The following is a 15,679-nucleotide window of genomic DNA, read 5'->3' as shown; positions in this document are numbered from 1 at the left end:
AGCGATGTCATCTCTTCAATCATTGGATATCAAGCGCCGCTCCGCCACCACCACCCCATCGCCCAGCGCGCGCAGCCCGCATGGCGGCGAGGTGGCCAAGCTGATCGATGTCTCCAAGTGCATCGGCTGCAAGGCCTGCCAGACCGCCTGCATGGAGTGGAACGATCTGCGTGACGATGTGGGCACGGTTGCGGCCGGGGTCTACGACAACCCGACCGACCTGACGGAAAACTCCTGGACGGTGATGCGGTTTTCCGAATACGAAAACGAAGCCACCGGCAACCTGGAATGGCTGATCCGCAAGGACGGCTGCATGCACTGCGAAGACCCGGGCTGCCTCAAGGCCTGCCCGTCTCCCGGTGCCATCCTGCAGTACACCAACGGCATCGTGGATTTCCAGGAGGAAAACTGCGTGGGCTGCGGCTACTGCGTGACCGGCTGCCCATTCAACATCCCGCGCATCTCCAAGAAGGACCACAAGGCCTACAAGTGCACCTTGTGCTCGGACCGCGTGGCCGTTGGCCAGGAACCTGCCTGCGTCAAGACCTGCCCGACCGGCGCGATCATGTTTGGCACCAAGACCGCCATGCAAGAGCGTGCCGAGGAGCGCATTGTCGATCTGAAGGAGCGCGGCTTTGACAAGGCCGGCCTCTACGATCCGCAAGGCGTGGGTGGCACCCATGTGATGTATGTGCTGCACCATAACGACAAGCCCTCGCTCTACCACGGCCTGCCCGATGATCCATCGATCAGCCCGATGGTGAGCCTGTGGAAGGGTGTGGCCAAGCCACTGGCCCTGGCAGCGCTGGGCGTGGCCGCTGTCGGCAGCTTCTTCCACTACATCACCAAGGGCCCGATCGAAGTGCCCGAGGAGCTGGAAGAGGAAGAAGCCGCCAAGGCGCGTGCGGAAAAGAGCGCTGACCACCACGAGGAGTCTGGACGATGAAAAGCAAGACCCGTGATCTCCAACGCTACACCGCTGGCGAACGCGTCAACCACTGGGTGGTCGCGATCAGCTTTGTGCTGCTGGCCTTGTCGGGCCTGGCGTTCTTCCACCCCTCGTTCTTCTTCATGACGAACCTGTTCGGTGGCGGACCCTGGACCCGCATCCTGCATCCCTACATCGGTCTGGTAATGACCGTCGGCTTCGTGCTGATGTTCTTCCGCTTCTGGCAGCTCAACATCATTCGCAATAACGATGTGGAGTGGCTCAAGAACGTGCCGGCCCTGGTCAACGGTGAGCACGAGAAGATGCCGCCTGTGGACAAGTACAACGGCGGCCAGAAGGTGCTGTTCTGGATGCTGGTGCTGTGCATGGCGGGCCTCTTGGTGACCGGCGTGCTGATGTGGCGCGCCTGGTGGAACCTGCCGGTGAATGTGGTGCGCGCTGCGGCGCTGCTGCATGCGCTGTCGGCCTTCGGCCTGATCGGTCTGATCATCGCCCACATCTACGCCGCCATCTGGACCAAGGGCACGATCCGCGCGATGACGCGTGGCACGGTGACCCGCGCCTGGGCGCGCTTCCACCATCCGCTGTGGTACCGCCGCATGACGGGCGACAGCTCGGACATGGACAAGCAGACCCGTCCAAAGCACGGCGCCTGATGCGCTCGCCGGGCATGCCCCGGCAAGCGGCCCTGCCCCGGTTCGGCCCCGCCCTGCTCCCCAACGCCGATAGCCCCGCCAGGACTATCGGCGTTGATTTTTGAGAAAATCTCCGTATGCAACGCATTCTTCAACCCGGTGAGATCGAGTCGCTCGACCACACCAGTTTTCCACGCGTGCTGCTGCCCAATACCAGCAGTCTGTTCCTTGACCGTGCCCAGCGCATTCGCCAGTTGGCCGACGGCAACCCGATTGCGGACTACCTGCTGTTCATCGCCAAGCTGGTGGAAGCCCAGCACAAGGCTGCCCAGGGCCTGCAGGTCGCTGCGCCCGATGCAGCGGCCATGGCTCAGGCCCAGCAGTTCTCGTCACCACTGCTGCCCGCCACCGACCACCTGGACCCCGTCTGGCACCAGGTGCTGGACGGCATGCTGGCGCAGCTGGCCAGTGCCGATGGCCTGCCCCCAGCCCTGCAGCCGCTGATTGCCGAGCTGCAACGCAGCAACACCGACGACCGCAATGCACTGGCCAAGCGCCTGTTGACCAAGGAGCTGGCCGCGCGCGATGTGGGCCTGGCGCCTTTCGTCATGGCCGCACTGCAAGTGGTGTTTGCCACCCGTGCCAGCCAACTCAGGCTGGCCGATATTCCCTTTACCGACCCGGCCACCATCTGCCCGGTCTGCGCTACCGAGCCCGTCGCCGGCGTGGTGCGCATTGGCGGCAAGATGGCCGGCCACCGCTACCTGCACTGCGGCTGCTGCGCCACCGAATGGCATATGGTGCGCGTCAAATGCAGCCATTGCGAATCGACCAAGGGCGTGCGCTACCAGGGTCTGGAAGGCGGCAAGGATGTGGTGCTGGCCGAAACCTGTACCGAATGCGGCAGCTACCGCAAGCTGGTCAACCAGGAAAAAGACCCGCTGGCTGAGCCGCTGGCCGATGACCTGGCCAGCCTGATGCTCGACCTGCTGATGAGCGAGCAGACCTCGTTCTCGCGCGCCAGCGGCAACCCGCTGCTGTTTGTGGCCGTGGCCGAGCCGCAGGCGGCCGATGCCGATGGCAGCGTGCCCGATCTGCACTGAGCCCGTGCCGAGCACCTGAACGTTTTGGCACCATGCCATACTGGACGATGGCGCTGCTGCCGCAGCCCATCGTTTTTTTATTTCTGCCCCTGTTTGAGCTGGTTTGCCCATGAACGCACCCACCCACCTGCCCTCTGTTGACAAGCTGCTGCAGCACCCGCGCACCGCTGCGCTGTTGGACAGCTATGGCAAGGCCCAGTGCACCCAGGCCATCCGCGCCGCGCTGGGCGAGGCCCGCAGGCGCTGGCTGGCAGCGGCGGGCAGCAGCGCAGACAGTGCCGATGCCTTGCTGGACGCTGCCGAACAAAAGCTCCAACAGCTGTTTGCGCCGCGCCTCAAGGCCGTCTACAACCTGACCGGCACGGTGCTGCACACCAACCTGGGCCGGGCGCTGTTGCCGCAAGAGGCCATCGATGCCGTGGTGCAGGCACTGGCAACCCCCAGCAATCTGGAATACGACCTGGCCGACGGTGGCCGGGGTGACCGCGATGACCTGGTCGAAGACCTGGTCTGCCGCCTGACCGGCGCCGAAGCGGCCACCATCGTCAACAACAATGCGGCGGCCGTGCTGCTGGTGCTGTCCACCCTGGCGCGCGACAAGGAAGTGGTGGTCTCGCGCGGCGAGCTGGTCGAGATCGGCGGCGCCTTCCGCATCCCCGATGTGATGACCCGCGCGGGCGCCCGCCTTGTCGAGGTGGGCACCACCAACCGCACCCATGAGAAAGACTACGAAGCCGCGCTAGGCGAGCACAGCGCTGCGCTGATGAAGGTGCATTGCAGCAACTATGCGATCAGCGGCTTCACCAAGTCAGTGGCCGAGGCCGATGTGGCCCGCATCGCCCATGCGCGCCAGCTGCCCTTGATCGTGGACCTGGGCAGTGGCACCTTGATCGACATGCGCGACTGGGGCCTGCCCTATGAGGTGACCGTGCGCGAAACCATCGAGTCCGGTGCCGACATCGTCACTTTCAGCGGCGACAAGCTGCTGGGCGGCCCGCAGGCCGGCATCATTGTCGGCAGCAAGGCCTTGATCGCCCAGATCAAGAAGAACCCGCTCAAGCGCGCGCTGCGCGTGGGCAAGCTCACCCTGGCCGCGCTTGAACCTACGTTGCGCCTCTACCTGCACCCCGAGAAGCTGGCCGAACGCCTGACCACCTTGCGCCTCTTCACCCGCCCGGCTGCCGCCATGGAGCAGCAAGCGATCGCGCTGCAGGCACCGCTGCAAAGCCTGCTGGGGCCGGACTATCTGGTGGAGCATGCCGCGATGACCAGCCAGATCGGCAGTGGCGCGCTGCCCGTGGAAAGCCTGCCCAGCCATGGCCTGGTGGTACGCCCCCAAGAGCGCAAACGCGCCGGCCGCCTGTTGCAGCAGCTCGAAGCCGCGCTGCGCCAGTTGCCGCGCCCGGTGATCGGCCGGCTGCGCGACGATGCGCTCTGGCTGGACCTGCGCTGCCTGGAAGCGGCCGACCAGGCCGCCTTTGCCGCCAACCTGCAGCAGCTGGCCCTGGGCAGCAGCGCTACGGACGGCCAGGCATGATCATCGGCACCGCAGGCCATATCGACCATGGCAAGACCACCCTGGTGCGTGCGCTCACTGGTGTGGAGACCGACCGCCTGAAGGAAGAAAAGGCGCGCGGCATCTCGATCGAGCTGGGTTACGCCTACACCCCGCTGGCCAATGGCGATGTACTGGGCATCATCGATGTGCCCGGCCATGAGAAATTTGTGCACACCATGGCCGCCGGGGCCGTGGGCATTGACCATGCCTTGCTGGTGGTGGCCGCCGATGATGGCGTGATGCCCCAGACCCTGGAGCATCTGGAAATTTTGCAGCTGCTGGGCATCCGCCAGGGCACGGTGGCCCTCACCAAGGTGGACCGCGTGCCCCGCGCTCGCATCGATGAGGTGAGGGACGAGATCACCGCCATTCTGGCCCGCAGCAACCTGGCCGATGCGCCCATCTTTGAAACCGCAGCCGCGCTGCCCGATGACCCTGGCGTCTGGGCGCTGCGTCAGCACCTGCACCAGCAGGCCCAGGCCATGCCCCAGCGCGCCCATGGCGGGCTGTTCCGCTTGGCGGTGGACCGGGTCTTCAGCCTGCCCGGCCAGGGCACGGTGGTGACGGGCACGGTCTTCAACGGCCAGGTGGCTGTGGGCGACAGCCTCGTGCATTCGGCCAGCGGCACGCCCGTACGCGTGCGCAGCATCCATGCGCAGAACCAGGCCAGCACGCAGGGCCTGGCCGGCCAGCGCTGCGCGCTGAACCTGGCAGGCATTGCCAAGGAGGCCATCACGCGCGGCGACTGGATCATGGACGCACGCCTGCGCCAAACCACTCAGCGCATGGACGTGCGCCTGCACCTGCTTGCCGATGGACCACCGCTGGCCCAATGGTCGGCCGTGCACCTGCACCTGGGCACCATGCGCTGCACCGGCCATATCGCCTTGCTGCAGGATGGCGAACTGACCCCCGGCACCGAAGCACTGGCCCAGCTGGTGCTGGACGCTCCGGCACATGTGCTGCCCGGCGACCGCGTCATCGTGCGCAATGCCCAGGCCAACCGCACCATTGCTGGCGCCATGGTGCTCGATCCCTATGCCCCCGCCCGCAAGCGCCGCAGCGAAAGCCGCATGGCCTACCTGGCTGCCTTGGCGCACTGGATTGACACGGCCGACACCGGCCCGCTGCTGGCCGGAGCCCCGCTGGGCCTGGCACGTTCGCAGCTGGTGCGGCTAACCGGTAGCGCAACACCCGCCATTGCCGATAACTGCAAAAGCCTGCCACTGCCCGACGGCGATGCGCTGCTGGTGGACAGCGCTGCCTGGCAAACGCTGCAAGACCAGCTGCTGCAAGCACTGCAACGCTTCCACGAAGTGGCTCCCGACGAGCCCGGCATCAACGCAGCCCGGTTGCGCCGCATGGCCCTACCCGCGCTGCGGCATGGCCCCCACGATGCCCTCTACCAGGGCCTGCTCGATGCGCTGATCGCTGCCGGCCAGATCGCCAGCAGCGGCGCTTGGCTGCACCTGCCCGGCCACACCGTGCAACTGAGCGAGGCCGAACAAGCCCTGGCCCAGCGGCTGCTGCCGGCCATCACCGCAGGCCGCTTTGACCCGCCCTGGGTGCGCGATCTGGCACGCGACCATGGCGCCGGGGAGGAGCTGGTGCGCCAGCTGCTCAAAAAGCTCTCGCGCCAGGGTTTGGTGTTCCAGGTGGTCAAGGACTTGTTCTATGCCGCGCCCTGCATGGATGCGCTGGCGGCACTCACCGCAGAGCTTGCACAGCAGGCCGAGCGCGGCGAAGTGCAGGCCCATGCCTTCCGCGACGCCACGGCCCTGGGCCGCAAGCGCGCCATCCAGATCCTGGAGTTCTTCGACCGCGTGGGCTACACCCGCCGCGTGCGCGATACGCATGTGCTGCGCCCCGGGGTACGCTGGCAGGCAGGAACCACCTCATAAACCACCCAAGGGTCTGCGGCAGCGCCAGCCGCAGCCACCGCGCAGAGCCGCTACAATCGGCCATCTTGCCCAACACGCCCGTGTTGCAGGGAAGGCAATCGTGCCCGGTGGCGCGGCCGGGCTTCAAACCCGGTGAGGGGTGTCAGCCACTCCTGGGTTGGTTCGACTCCAGCTGTCTTCCGCCATCCCCCTCATCCCCCAAAAAACAGCATGGCGCAGCGCCGCCCGCCAAATGCCGATAATGGTGGGTCGCCATTGGCGGCACCGCTTTTCTCGCTTGTCTGTTACCCATGAGGATGTCTGTATGAATGCCCCCACCGCCCCCCTGCCCGCTTCGCCGCGCCTGACCTCGCTGTCGCATGGCGGTGGCTGCGGTTGCAAGATTGCTCCTGGGGTGCTGGCCGATCTGATGAGCCGCAGCGCGGTGCCCAAACAGTTCTACGCGCCACTGCTGGTGGGGACGGAGACGGCCGATGACGCGGCGGTCTACCAGATCAACGACACGCAGGCGATCGTCGCGACCACCGACTTCTTCATGCCCATCGTCGATGACCCCTATGACTTTGGCCGCATTGCCGCAACCAATGCGCTGTCGGATATCTATGCGATGGGCGGCACGCCGCTGATGGCGCTGGCCATTGTCGGCATGCCGATCAATGTGCTGCCCCATGATGTCATCGCCAAGATTCTGGAAGGCGGCGAATCGGTCTGCCGCGATGCCGGCATTCCGCTGGCCGGCGGCCACTCCATCGACTCGGTCGAGCCCATCTATGGCCTGGTCGGTATCGGCATCGTCAACCCCGCACAGCTCAAACGCAACCGCGATGCCCAGGCCGGCGATGTGCTGATTCTGGGCAAGGCCATCGGCGTCGGCATCCAATCGGCCGCGCTGAAAAAAGGCCTGCTCAGCGACAGCGCCTACGCCAGCATGGTGCGCACCACCACCCAGCTCAACCGGCCCGGTGCGGCGCTGGGGCAGTTGGCTGATGTGCATGCGCTGACCGATGTGACCGGCTTTGGCCTGCTGGGCCATACGCTGGAGCTGGCACGGGGCGCACAGTTGACGGCCGTGATCGACAGCCAGACGCTGCCGCTGCTGCCTGGCGTCATGGACCTGGCCCAGCAAGGCGTGGTGACCGGCGCATCAGGCCGCAACTGGGCATCCTACGGCGGCGATGTGGCACTGGATGCGCAGCTGCCCGATGCCATGCGCAGCCTGCTGACCGATCCGCAAACCTCTGGTGGCCTGCTGGTCTCCTGCACACCGGAGGCTGTTGGCCAGGTGCTGGACATCTTCAAAACCCAGGGCTTTGGCGATGCCTGCGTGGTCGGCCATATGCAGGCGGGCGAGGCCAAGGTAGTAGTGTCCTGAACACCTGCATCCCAACACCACAACGCCTGCTGCAAGCAGGCGTTTTTGCTGGCGGCTTCTGCATGGGTGCGTCTCCATGATTTGGCAACAATCGCTCGACAAGCGCGCAATAACTGCGACACACACTCCAAGATTGGTTCAAAGATCTTCAGCAGAAAGACAAGAAAGGACTGGCATCCATGTTTGGGAGACTGGCAGAGCAGCTGTTGACGCGCAATTTAGCGCCCCTTGTGGTGACGGGCGTGCTGGAGGTGGTCTTCCCCTCCGGCAAGAGGCAGCTCTTTGGCGCTGGGAGTTCGCCCACGGCAAGCATCCGCTTCAGCGACACGCGGGCGATCTGGGCCATTCTGCGGGATCCGGATCTGAACTTTGGCGAGATGTTCATGCAAGGCCGCCTGCTGGTGGAGCATGGCAGTATCTATGACGTGCTGGAACTGCTGCTGCGCCACGCTAAGGACGTGCCGGTATCGGCCATGGTGCGCAGCCTGGATGCCTGGCGCATGCGCCTCAAGCCCATGCTGCAGAACAACCTGCGTGGCAAGGCACGCGCCAATGTCGCCCACCACTACGACCTAGATGACCGGCTCTACGAGCTTTTTTTGGACGCTGAGCGCCAGTACTCCTGCGCCTACTTTGAGCAAGGCGATGAGCCGCTGGAGGTAGCCCAGGTTGCCAAGATGCGGCATATCGCCGCCAAGCTGCTTGTCGAGCCCGGCCACCAGGTGCTCGATATTGGCTGCGGCTGGGGCGGGCTCTCACGCTACCTGGCCGAGGTCGCGGGCGCGGGCCAGGTCACCGGCGTCACGTTGTCGGTGGAACAGCTGGAAGTGGCGCGCCAACGCGCGGCCTCGTCTGCCAGCGCCAGCCAGCTGAACTACCGCCTGGAGGACTACCGCGACACCCAGGGGCCGTTTGACCGCATTGTGTCGGTCGGCATGTTCGAGCATGTCGGCACCGCGTTCCATGATGCCTTCTTCCAGCAGTGCCGCTCGCTGCTGCGCGAGGATGGCGTCATGCTCCTGCACTTCATCGGCAACAGCGATGTGCCCGATTTCAACAACCCCTGGATTGAGCGCTATATCTTCCCCGGCGGGCATATTCCGTCGATGTCCGAGTTCATGCCCGCACTGGAGCGCTCCGGCCTGGTCGTCACCGATATCGAGGTGCTGCGCCTGCACTATGCCCTCACCCTCAGGCACTGGCGCGAGCGCTTCATGGCCAAGCGCGCCCAGGCCATGCAACTCTATGACGAGCGCTTTTGCAGGATGTGGGAGTTCTACCTGTCCATGTCCGAGACCGCTTTCCGCTACCAAGACATTGCCATCTTCCAGGTGCAGATTGCGCGCAAGCAGGAGGCGGTGCCGCTGACGCGTGATTACATCGGCGCACGCAAGGCCGCCTTGGCGGAGCGCGAGCTGCTGCGCGCTGCAGCTCTCAACGGCTAAGGCAGAAACGGACAAGGCGCCCCGTGCAAGGGCGCCTTGGCGATGGAGGGGATGCTACGAGCGCCCCGAATGCAGGATGTTCTTAGAACGGCAGCTTGGGCATGCCGCCGCCCATCATGCCCTTCATGCCGCCCATCTTCTTCATCATCTTCATCAGGCCGCCGCCCTTCATCTTCTTCATCATCTGCTGCATCTGGCCAAACTCGTTGAGCAGGCGGTTGACCTCTTGCACCTGCACACCGGCGCCGGCCGCAATGCGCTTCTTGCGCGTGGCCTTGATGAACTCGGGCTTGGCGCGTTCATAGGGAGTCATCGAGCAGATGATGCCTTCCTTGCGGCGCACTTCGCGCTCGGCCTTGTCCATATCGACCTGACCGGCCTTGCCCGCCAGCTCGGAGGGCAGCTTGTCCATCAGGGTCGACAGGCCGCCCATCTGCTTCATCTGCTGGAGCTGGCCCAGGAAGTCGTTCAGGTCAAAGCCGTCGCCGGACTTGATCTTCTCGGCCATCTTTTGTGCCGCCTGCAGGTCCACGCCCTTGGAGACCTGCTCGACCAGCGCGACGATGTCGCCCATGCCCAGCACGCGCTGTGCATGGCGCTCGGCATCGAACACTTCCAGGCCGTCGAGCTTTTCGGACACACCGGCAAACTTGATCGGTGCACCGGTGATCTGACGCACCGACAGTGCCGCACCGCCGCGCGAGTCACCGTCGAGCTTAGTCAGCACAATGCCGGTGAGTGGCAAGGCTTCCTTGAAAGCCTTGGCAGTGTTGATCGCATCCTGGCCCTGCATGGCATCGACGACGAACAAAGTCTCAACCGGCTTCAGCGCGACGTGCAATTGCTGGATTTCGGTCATCAGCACTTCGTCGATCGCCAGACGGCCGGCGGTATCGACCAGCAGCACATCAAAGTAGTGGCGCTTGGCGTAGTCCAGCGCTGCGTTGGCAATGTCCAGGGGCTTTTGGTCAGGGGTGCTGGGGAACCACTCGGCACCCGCTTGCTGCGTCACGGTCTTGAGCTGCTCGATAGCGGCGGGGCGGTACACGTCACCAGAGACGGTCAGCACTTTCTTCTTGCGGCGCTCGATCAGGTGCTTGGCCAGCTTGGCCGTGGTAGTCGTCTTACCGGCACCTTGCAGACCGGCCATCAGGATCACCGCAGGCGGCTGGGCCTGCAGGTTGATGTCGGCCACGCCTTCGCCCATGGTGGCGGCCAGTTCCTTGTTGACGATGGACACCAGGGTCTGGCCTGGCTTGAGGCTGCCCAGCACTTCCTGGCCCAGCGCTTTTTCCTTGACGCGGGCAATGAAGTCGCGCACCACGGGCAAGGCCACGTCCGCTTCCAGCAGCGCCATGCGCACTTCGCGCAGCATGTCCTGCACGTTGGATTCGGTGATGCGGGCCTGGCCACGCATTTCCTTGACGAGGCGCGAGAGTTTATCGGTCAGTGCGGAAGCCATAGGGTGGAGTCTTGAGTAATCGTGGCGAACGTGGCAAAGGGGGGCGCCGAAAGGATGCCGAGACCCGGTACCCGGGCGCAAAGGGCTGGCGCGCAAGGAACTGTGAGCTACAGCTGAGCCACAGCCCTGCAAACCCTTGATTCTACCCGCTCACCCCAAAACCGGGGCGGGCCGGGGCTGCCGGCCTGCTGCCACCGCAAGAAACTATGGCCCGCTCCCCACCATAGGCAAATGTTTGCCCGCACTGCGCCAAACGAATTTAGGCTTTGGGGCTGCGCAAATGCCTGTCTGGAGCCGCGACAATGCAGCACCGGCCCCTGCATGCCTGTGCGTATGCAGCATGGCCACCTGCAATGCCCCAGCCCAGCCCGTCACCCCGAGGTGGCGTTTTCTTTGACCAGGACCAACGATGCCAGATACGCCGTATCGCCACTTGCTAGACCATTTCTCGGACGCCTTTTTCGTGACCGATACGCAAGGCCGCATCCTGGATGTCAATACCCAGGCTTACCGGGAACTGGGCTATAGCCTGGCCGAGCTGAAGGCCATGAACGTGGCCGATTTTGCGCTGGATTACCCGGTCCCCGAGCTGCTGGCGCTGTGGCAAGGCATGGAGCCCGGCGCGCATGCCGTGACCACCAACACCCACCGGCGCAGGGATGGCTCCAGCTTTCCGGTGGAAGTGCACATCACCTGCCAACTGGTGCATGGCGAGAAGCAGTTTTTCACCATCGCCCATGACATCACCGAGCGGGTGCGCCGCGAACAGGAGATCCAGCTGCTCAACGCCGCGCTGGAGCAGCAGGTCGAGAAAAGCACCCAGCAGTGGCGCCATTCCACCCACTTGCTCGATGCGGTGATGCGCGGCACCTCGGACATCGTCTTTGTCAAGGACCGCCAGGGCCGCTATGTGTTCGCCAACCCTGCGGCCGAAGCCATCACGCAGATGCCGCCCGGGGGGCTGATCGGCAAGACCGATGCCGAGATCCTGGGGGGACGCAACAATTTTGCCGAAGACGATGCCGCCGTGTTCCGCTCCACCGCACCGGTGGTGTCGGAGGCCCATGCGCTGATCGATGGGCGCCGGCTCAGCTTCCAGTCCATCAAAAGCCAGTACCGCGACGAGCATGGCGAGGTCATTGGCCTCTTGGGCATCTCGCGCGACATGACGCAGATGCGCGAATCGGAAAGCCAGCTGCGCCAGAGCTATGACTCGCTGCGCCGCGCCGAGCGCCTCTCGCGCATCGGCAGCTGGACCCTGGACCTGGCCAGCGGGGAGATCGAAGCCTCGGAGATGATGTACGAGATGAATGGCCTGGACCCGCAAGGACCCAAGCTGACCCAGGACAACATCGCCCACATGATGCCGCCGCAGGACTATGCCAAGGTGGCGGCGGCCATCGCCCAATGTGCCCAGACCGGCCAGCCCTACCGGCTCGATGTGACGCATTACACGCCCGATGGCGGCCAGTTCCCGGCCAGCATCCTGGGCCAGGCCGACTATGACAGCAGTGGCCGCATCGTCAGCCTCAGCGGCACCTTGCAGGATCTGTCGGAGCGCGAACAGGCACGCCAACGGCTCGAAGCGCTGGCCGACAACCTTCCCAGCGGCGCGATCTACCGCGTCGAAGGCGAAACCGTACCCCTGCGCATGAGCTATATCAGTGCCGGTATCGAAAAGCTCATTGGCGTCAGCGCGCAGGCGATCATGGCGGACAACGCGGCCTATATCAAAACCATCCACCCGGCCGATCTGGCCATGTACCGGCAGCAGCAGCGCGAGGCGCTGGAGCGCATGAGCCTGTTTGACTGCAGCTTCCGCATCATCCGGCCCGACGGCGGCCTGCGCTGGCTGCGCTGCCGCTCGGCGCCCAGCCGCCAGGAGGTGGGCACGGCCTGGGACGGCATCATGCTCGACATCACGCGCGAGCGCGAGGCCGAGCTGGCGCTGCAAAAAGCCAAGGAAATGGCCGAGGCGGCCGAGCGCGCCAAGTCCGAGTTCCTGGCCACGATGAGCCATGAGATCCGCACCCCGATGAACACCGTCATCGGCATGACGCGCCTGATCCAGCAGACCCCGCTGTTGCCCAAGCAGCGCAACTACCTGGAGAAGGTGGAGCTGTCGGCCAATGCGCTGCTGTCGGTGATCAATGACATTCTGGATTTTTCCAAGATCGAAGCGGGCATGCTCACCTTGGAGAATGTGGAGTTTGCGCTGGACGATGTGCTGGAGACCGTCTCGGCCGTCACCACCTTGCGTGCCGAGGAAAAGGGCATCGAAGTGGTCTACTCGGTCGCGCCCGATGTGCCCCGGCAGCTGAGCGGCGATCCGCTGCGCCTGAGCCAGGTGCTGAACAACCTGGTCAGCAATGCCATCAAGTTCACCCACCTGGGCGAGGTGGTCATCAGCATCCGCAGCGCCGAGACGGCCGGCAACCGCCCGGTGACCCCCGGCAAGATCGTGCTGGAGATCACCGTCAAGGACACCGGCATCGGCATGAACGCGGCGCAGATGAGCCAGCTGTTCCGCCCCTTCTCGCAGGCCGACAGCCAGACCACCCGGCGCTATGGCGGCTCGGGCCTGGGCCTGGCCATCTGCCAGCGTCTGGTGGGCCAGATGGGGGGTGAGCTCAAGGTCGAGAGCAGCCCGGGCCTGGGCAGCACCTTCTCCTTCAGCGTGCAGCTGCACCCCGCCCAGCTGCAGCAAGCGCCCAAGCCGGCCCGCTACCACGGCACGCCGGTGGACCGGGTGCTGATCGTTGACGACAACGCTAGCGCTCGCGACATCCTGGCCGAGATGGTGCGCGGCTTTGGCATGCGTGCGGACACCGTGGATTCGGGCGAGCAGGCGCTGTCTGATCTGCAACTGGCCTCCCGCGTCGGCACGCCCTATGGCCTGGTGTTGATGGACTGGCGCATGCCGGGCATGGACGGTCTGGAGGTGGCGCGCCGCATCCGTGAGGAAGAGCACCTGTCTGCCACGCCAGCGGTGCTGATGGTGACCGCCTATGGCCGCGACGAAGTCATGCGCAAGGCCGAGGCGCTGCGCCTGCAAGGCCTGCTGATCAAGCCGGTGACACAGTCGGTGCTGTTCAATGCCATTTTGGAGGCCTTGCAATCGCAAGGCGGCAGCGTATCGCGACGCGCGTTCTCCGATGCGTCCGGCCATGCCCAGCTCTTGCACAGCAATCCCACCCAGCTCTACCCCCACCTGCAGGGCAAAAATGTGCTGGTGGTGGATGACAACGCGCTCAACCGCGAGGTGGCAGCCGATTTCTTGAGCTTGGTCGGCGTGCAGGTCAGCCTGGCCACCAATGGTTCCGAAGCGCTCAGCATGCTGGAGCAGCGCCCCTACGATGCCGTGCTGATGGACGTGCACATGCCGCAGATGGACGGACTGGACGCCACCCGCGCGCTGCGCCAGCTGCCGCATCTGCAGCAACTGCCGGTGATTGCACTGACGGCACAGGCCCGGGTGGAAGACCGTGCCGCCATTGAGGAAGCGGGCATGAATGCCCACCTGACCAAGCCCATTGACGAGCGCAAGCTGTACGAAACCCTGAGCGAATGGATTGTCGGCTCCAGCGGCCAAAACGAATCCCTGGATGCGCCTGAGTCCGAGTTTCTGCGCGACGAGACCCGCGTGGCGGCCACCCCCGGCATCAACCACGCCAAGATGCTGCAGCGCTTTCACGGCAATGCCGAGCGGGTCGAGCGGGTGTTGGCGGGCTTTTACCGCGACTTTGCCGATGCGCCCCAAACCCTGGTGCTGCATGTGCAGCAGGCGGACTGGCAACCGCTGTCCATGCTGGCCCACTCGCTCAAGGGCGCACTGGGCTACCTGGATGCCGCCTCCCTGGTGCAGGCGGCTGAAACCATCGAGAACCAGGCGCGGGATTGGACCCAGGCCCCACCACCGGCCGCCCAGCCCCAGCAGCAGCTGCATGCCGAGACCACCGAGTTTGCCGCCCAGCTGCAGACGCTGCTGCAAGGCTTGGCCTCGCGCCAGAATCTGGCAGCAGCCCAGCCTGATGCAAGCGAGGAAGCAGCGCCAGCCGCCAGCCCAGCCCCGGCCAACAATCTGCGCCAAGAGCTCAAACACCTCAAGCGCTTGGTGGCCGATGGGGACTATGCCGCGGTCAGCGAACTCGAGCACATGCTCTCGGCCAGCCCCGCTGCGCGCTGGACACCGCTGCTGCAGCAAATCCTGCAGCATGTGGAAGACCTGGACGCCGATGCCGCGCTGGCCGCGATCGATCGGCTTGAAAACATTCTCCTTTGACGGCTATGCGGCCCGCCCCTAGAGACCTCTTACGATCGCACCATGCAAGCTGAGCCCGATAACGACCAACCCACCATCCTGATTGTGGATGACGAGCGCGTCAACCGCTCCATGCTCGCCGAACTGCTGGGCCAGCAGTACCGCGTACTGCTGGCCAAGGACGGCCCCAGCGCCCTGACCATCGCGGCCCGCGAATCGCACCGCCTGCTGCTGGTGCTGCTCGATGTCAGCATGCCCGGCATGAATGGCTACGAAGTGCTGACCCAGTTGAAAAAACAGGAAGCCACCGCCGGCATCGCCATCATCTTCATCACCGGCCAAAGCGATGCGGCGGCGGAGGAATATGGCCTGCGCCTGGGCGCGGCCGACTATGTCTCCAAGCCCATCCGCCCGGCGGTCGTCAGCGTGCGGGTGCGCAACCAGATCGACCTGGCCTTGCAACGCCAGGCCTTGCAGCGCCTGGCCCAGGTCGATGGATTGACCAGCCTGGCCAACCGCCGGCATTTTGATGACATGCTGCGCCGCAGCCACCGCATGTGCCTGCGCAGAAACGACCCGTTGGGCCTGGCGCTGATCGATATCGACCACTTCAAGCTTTACAACGACCACTACGGCCATGTGCAGGGCGACGAGGCGCTCAAGCAAGTGGCGGGCACCTTGGCACGCCATGCCCGCCGCCCTTATGACCTGGCCGCCCGCTTTGGCGGCGAGGAGTTTGCGCTGATCCTGCCAGGCCACGCCGATGCGGTGGAGGTGGTGGAGCGTTTTCGCCTGGAGGTGCAAAGCATGGCGATTGCCCATGCCGCCTCCACCACCGCACCCGAGCTGACGGTGAGCTGCGGCGTGCTGACCATCCATTGCGGCCAGACGGACGGCATGGAGGACTGCCTGCGCCGTGCCGATGAGCTGTTGTACGAGGCCAAGACCAGCGGCCGCAACCGCGTCTGCGCCACCAGCGTCGGCCTGTGATTT

At 64.9% G+C, this 15,679-nt stretch carries 10 protein-coding genes and 1 tRNA gene; 10 read left to right on the top strand and 1 reads right to left on the bottom strand.

The features are described from left to right. The first annotated feature begins 4 nt into the window (after positions 1-4). From fdxH to EDF71_RS17005, 8 genes are all read left to right on the top strand, one after another. Positions 5-946 (top strand): formate dehydrogenase subunit beta, encoded by a 942-nt coding sequence (gene fdxH, locus EDF71_RS17035; RefSeq protein WP_133857754.1) that lies wholly within the window; start codon positions 5-7, stop codon positions 944-946. Continuing rightward, a complete protein-coding gene (locus EDF71_RS17030) occupies positions 943-1,605 on the top strand; it encodes a formate dehydrogenase subunit gamma (protein WP_133857753.1) in 663 nt (220 codons plus the stop codon). The genes fdxH and EDF71_RS17030 overlap by 4 nt, the downstream gene beginning before the upstream one ends. Before the next feature lie 116 nt (positions 1,606-1,721). Continuing rightward, positions 1,722-2,687 carry a formate dehydrogenase accessory protein FdhE gene (gene fdhE, locus EDF71_RS17025; protein WP_133857752.1) on the top strand — a complete coding sequence of 322 codons (966 nt, stop codon included), beginning with the start codon at positions 1,722-1,724 and terminating at the stop codon, positions 2,685-2,687. A gap of 109 nt (positions 2,688-2,796) precedes the next feature. After that, on the top strand, positions 2,797-4,224 hold the full coding sequence (gene selA / locus EDF71_RS17020; protein WP_133857751.1) for an L-seryl-tRNA(Sec) selenium transferase: 1,428 nt from the start codon (positions 2,797-2,799) through the stop codon (positions 4,222-4,224). Next, positions 4,221-6,146: a selenocysteine-specific translation elongation factor gene (gene selB, locus EDF71_RS17015; protein WP_133857750.1), complete on the top strand. Its 1,926-nt coding sequence runs from the start codon at positions 4,221-4,223 to the stop codon at positions 6,144-6,146. Before selA ends, selB begins: the two co-directional genes overlap by 4 nt. A gap of 89 nt (positions 6,147-6,235) precedes the next feature. Continuing rightward, positions 6,236-6,331 (top strand) — tRNA-Sec (locus EDF71_RS25080). Positions 6,332-6,450: 119 nt separating this feature from the next. Next, complete coding sequence (selD, locus tag EDF71_RS17010) at positions 6,451-7,518, top strand: selenide, water dikinase SelD (protein WP_133857749.1); 1,068 nt, start codon at positions 6,451-6,453, stop codon at positions 7,516-7,518. A gap of 179 nt (positions 7,519-7,697) precedes the next feature. Continuing rightward, complete coding sequence (locus EDF71_RS17005) at positions 7,698-8,963, top strand: cyclopropane-fatty-acyl-phospholipid synthase family protein (RefSeq protein WP_133857748.1); 1,266 nt, start codon at positions 7,698-7,700, stop codon at positions 8,961-8,963. An 82-nt stretch (positions 8,964-9,045) separates the two neighbouring features. Here the strand turns inward: EDF71_RS17005 and ffh are convergent, their stop codons facing one another. Beyond that, complete coding sequence (ffh, locus tag EDF71_RS17000; protein ID WP_133857747.1) at positions 9,046-10,425, bottom strand: signal recognition particle protein; 1,380 nt, start codon at positions 10,423-10,425, stop codon at positions 9,046-9,048. Between the two features lie 409 nt (positions 10,426-10,834). On the opposite strand from ffh, the gene EDF71_RS16995 reads away from it, so the two are divergent. Both EDF71_RS16995 and EDF71_RS16990 read left to right on the top strand, forming a co-directional pair. After that, positions 10,835-14,707: a response regulator gene (locus EDF71_RS16995; RefSeq protein WP_133857746.1), complete on the top strand. Its 3,873-nt coding sequence runs from the start codon at positions 10,835-10,837 to the stop codon at positions 14,705-14,707. Positions 14,708-14,749: 42 nt separating this feature from the next. Beyond that, complete coding sequence (locus tag EDF71_RS16990; protein ID WP_133857745.1) at positions 14,750-15,676, top strand: diguanylate cyclase; 927 nt, start codon at positions 14,750-14,752, stop codon at positions 15,674-15,676. Positions 15,677-15,679 lie beyond the last annotated feature (3 nt).

This window comes from Comamonas sp. JUb58 (assembly GCF_004364775.1).
GTDB lineage: Bacteria > Pseudomonadota > Gammaproteobacteria > Burkholderiales > Burkholderiaceae_C > Comamonas.
The sequence above is the reverse complement of the archived record's forward strand: the minus strand, read 5'-3'. Positions and strand labels throughout refer to the sequence as shown.

What these genes read in the sequence shown, in the direction of transcription:
- fdxH (WP_133857754.1), top strand. Translation starts at nt 5, where the DNA reads ATGTCATCTCTTCAATCATTGGATATCAAGCGCCGCTCCGCCACCACC.
- EDF71_RS17030 (WP_133857753.1), top strand. Translation starts at nt 943, where the DNA reads ATGAAAAGCAAGACCCGTGATCTCCAACGCTACACCGCTGGCGAACGC.
- fdhE (WP_133857752.1), top strand. Translation starts at nt 1,722, where the DNA reads ATGCAACGCATTCTTCAACCCGGTGAGATCGAGTCGCTCGACCACACC.
- selA (WP_133857751.1), top strand. Translation starts at nt 2,797, where the DNA reads ATGAACGCACCCACCCACCTGCCCTCTGTTGACAAGCTGCTGCAGCAC.
- selB (WP_133857750.1), top strand. Translation starts at nt 4,221, where the DNA reads ATGATCATCGGCACCGCAGGCCATATCGACCATGGCAAGACCACCCTG.
- selD (WP_133857749.1), top strand. Translation starts at nt 6,451, where the DNA reads ATGAATGCCCCCACCGCCCCCCTGCCCGCTTCGCCGCGCCTGACCTCG.
- EDF71_RS17005 (WP_133857748.1), top strand. Translation starts at nt 7,698, where the DNA reads ATGTTTGGGAGACTGGCAGAGCAGCTGTTGACGCGCAATTTAGCGCCC.
- ffh (WP_133857747.1), bottom strand. Translation starts at nt 10,425, where the DNA reads ATGGCTTCCGCACTGACCGATAAACTCTCGCGCCTCGTCAAGGAAATG.
- EDF71_RS16995 (WP_133857746.1), top strand. Translation starts at nt 10,835, where the DNA reads ATGCCAGATACGCCGTATCGCCACTTGCTAGACCATTTCTCGGACGCC.
- EDF71_RS16990 (WP_133857745.1), top strand. Translation starts at nt 14,750, where the DNA reads ATGCAAGCTGAGCCCGATAACGACCAACCCACCATCCTGATTGTGGAT.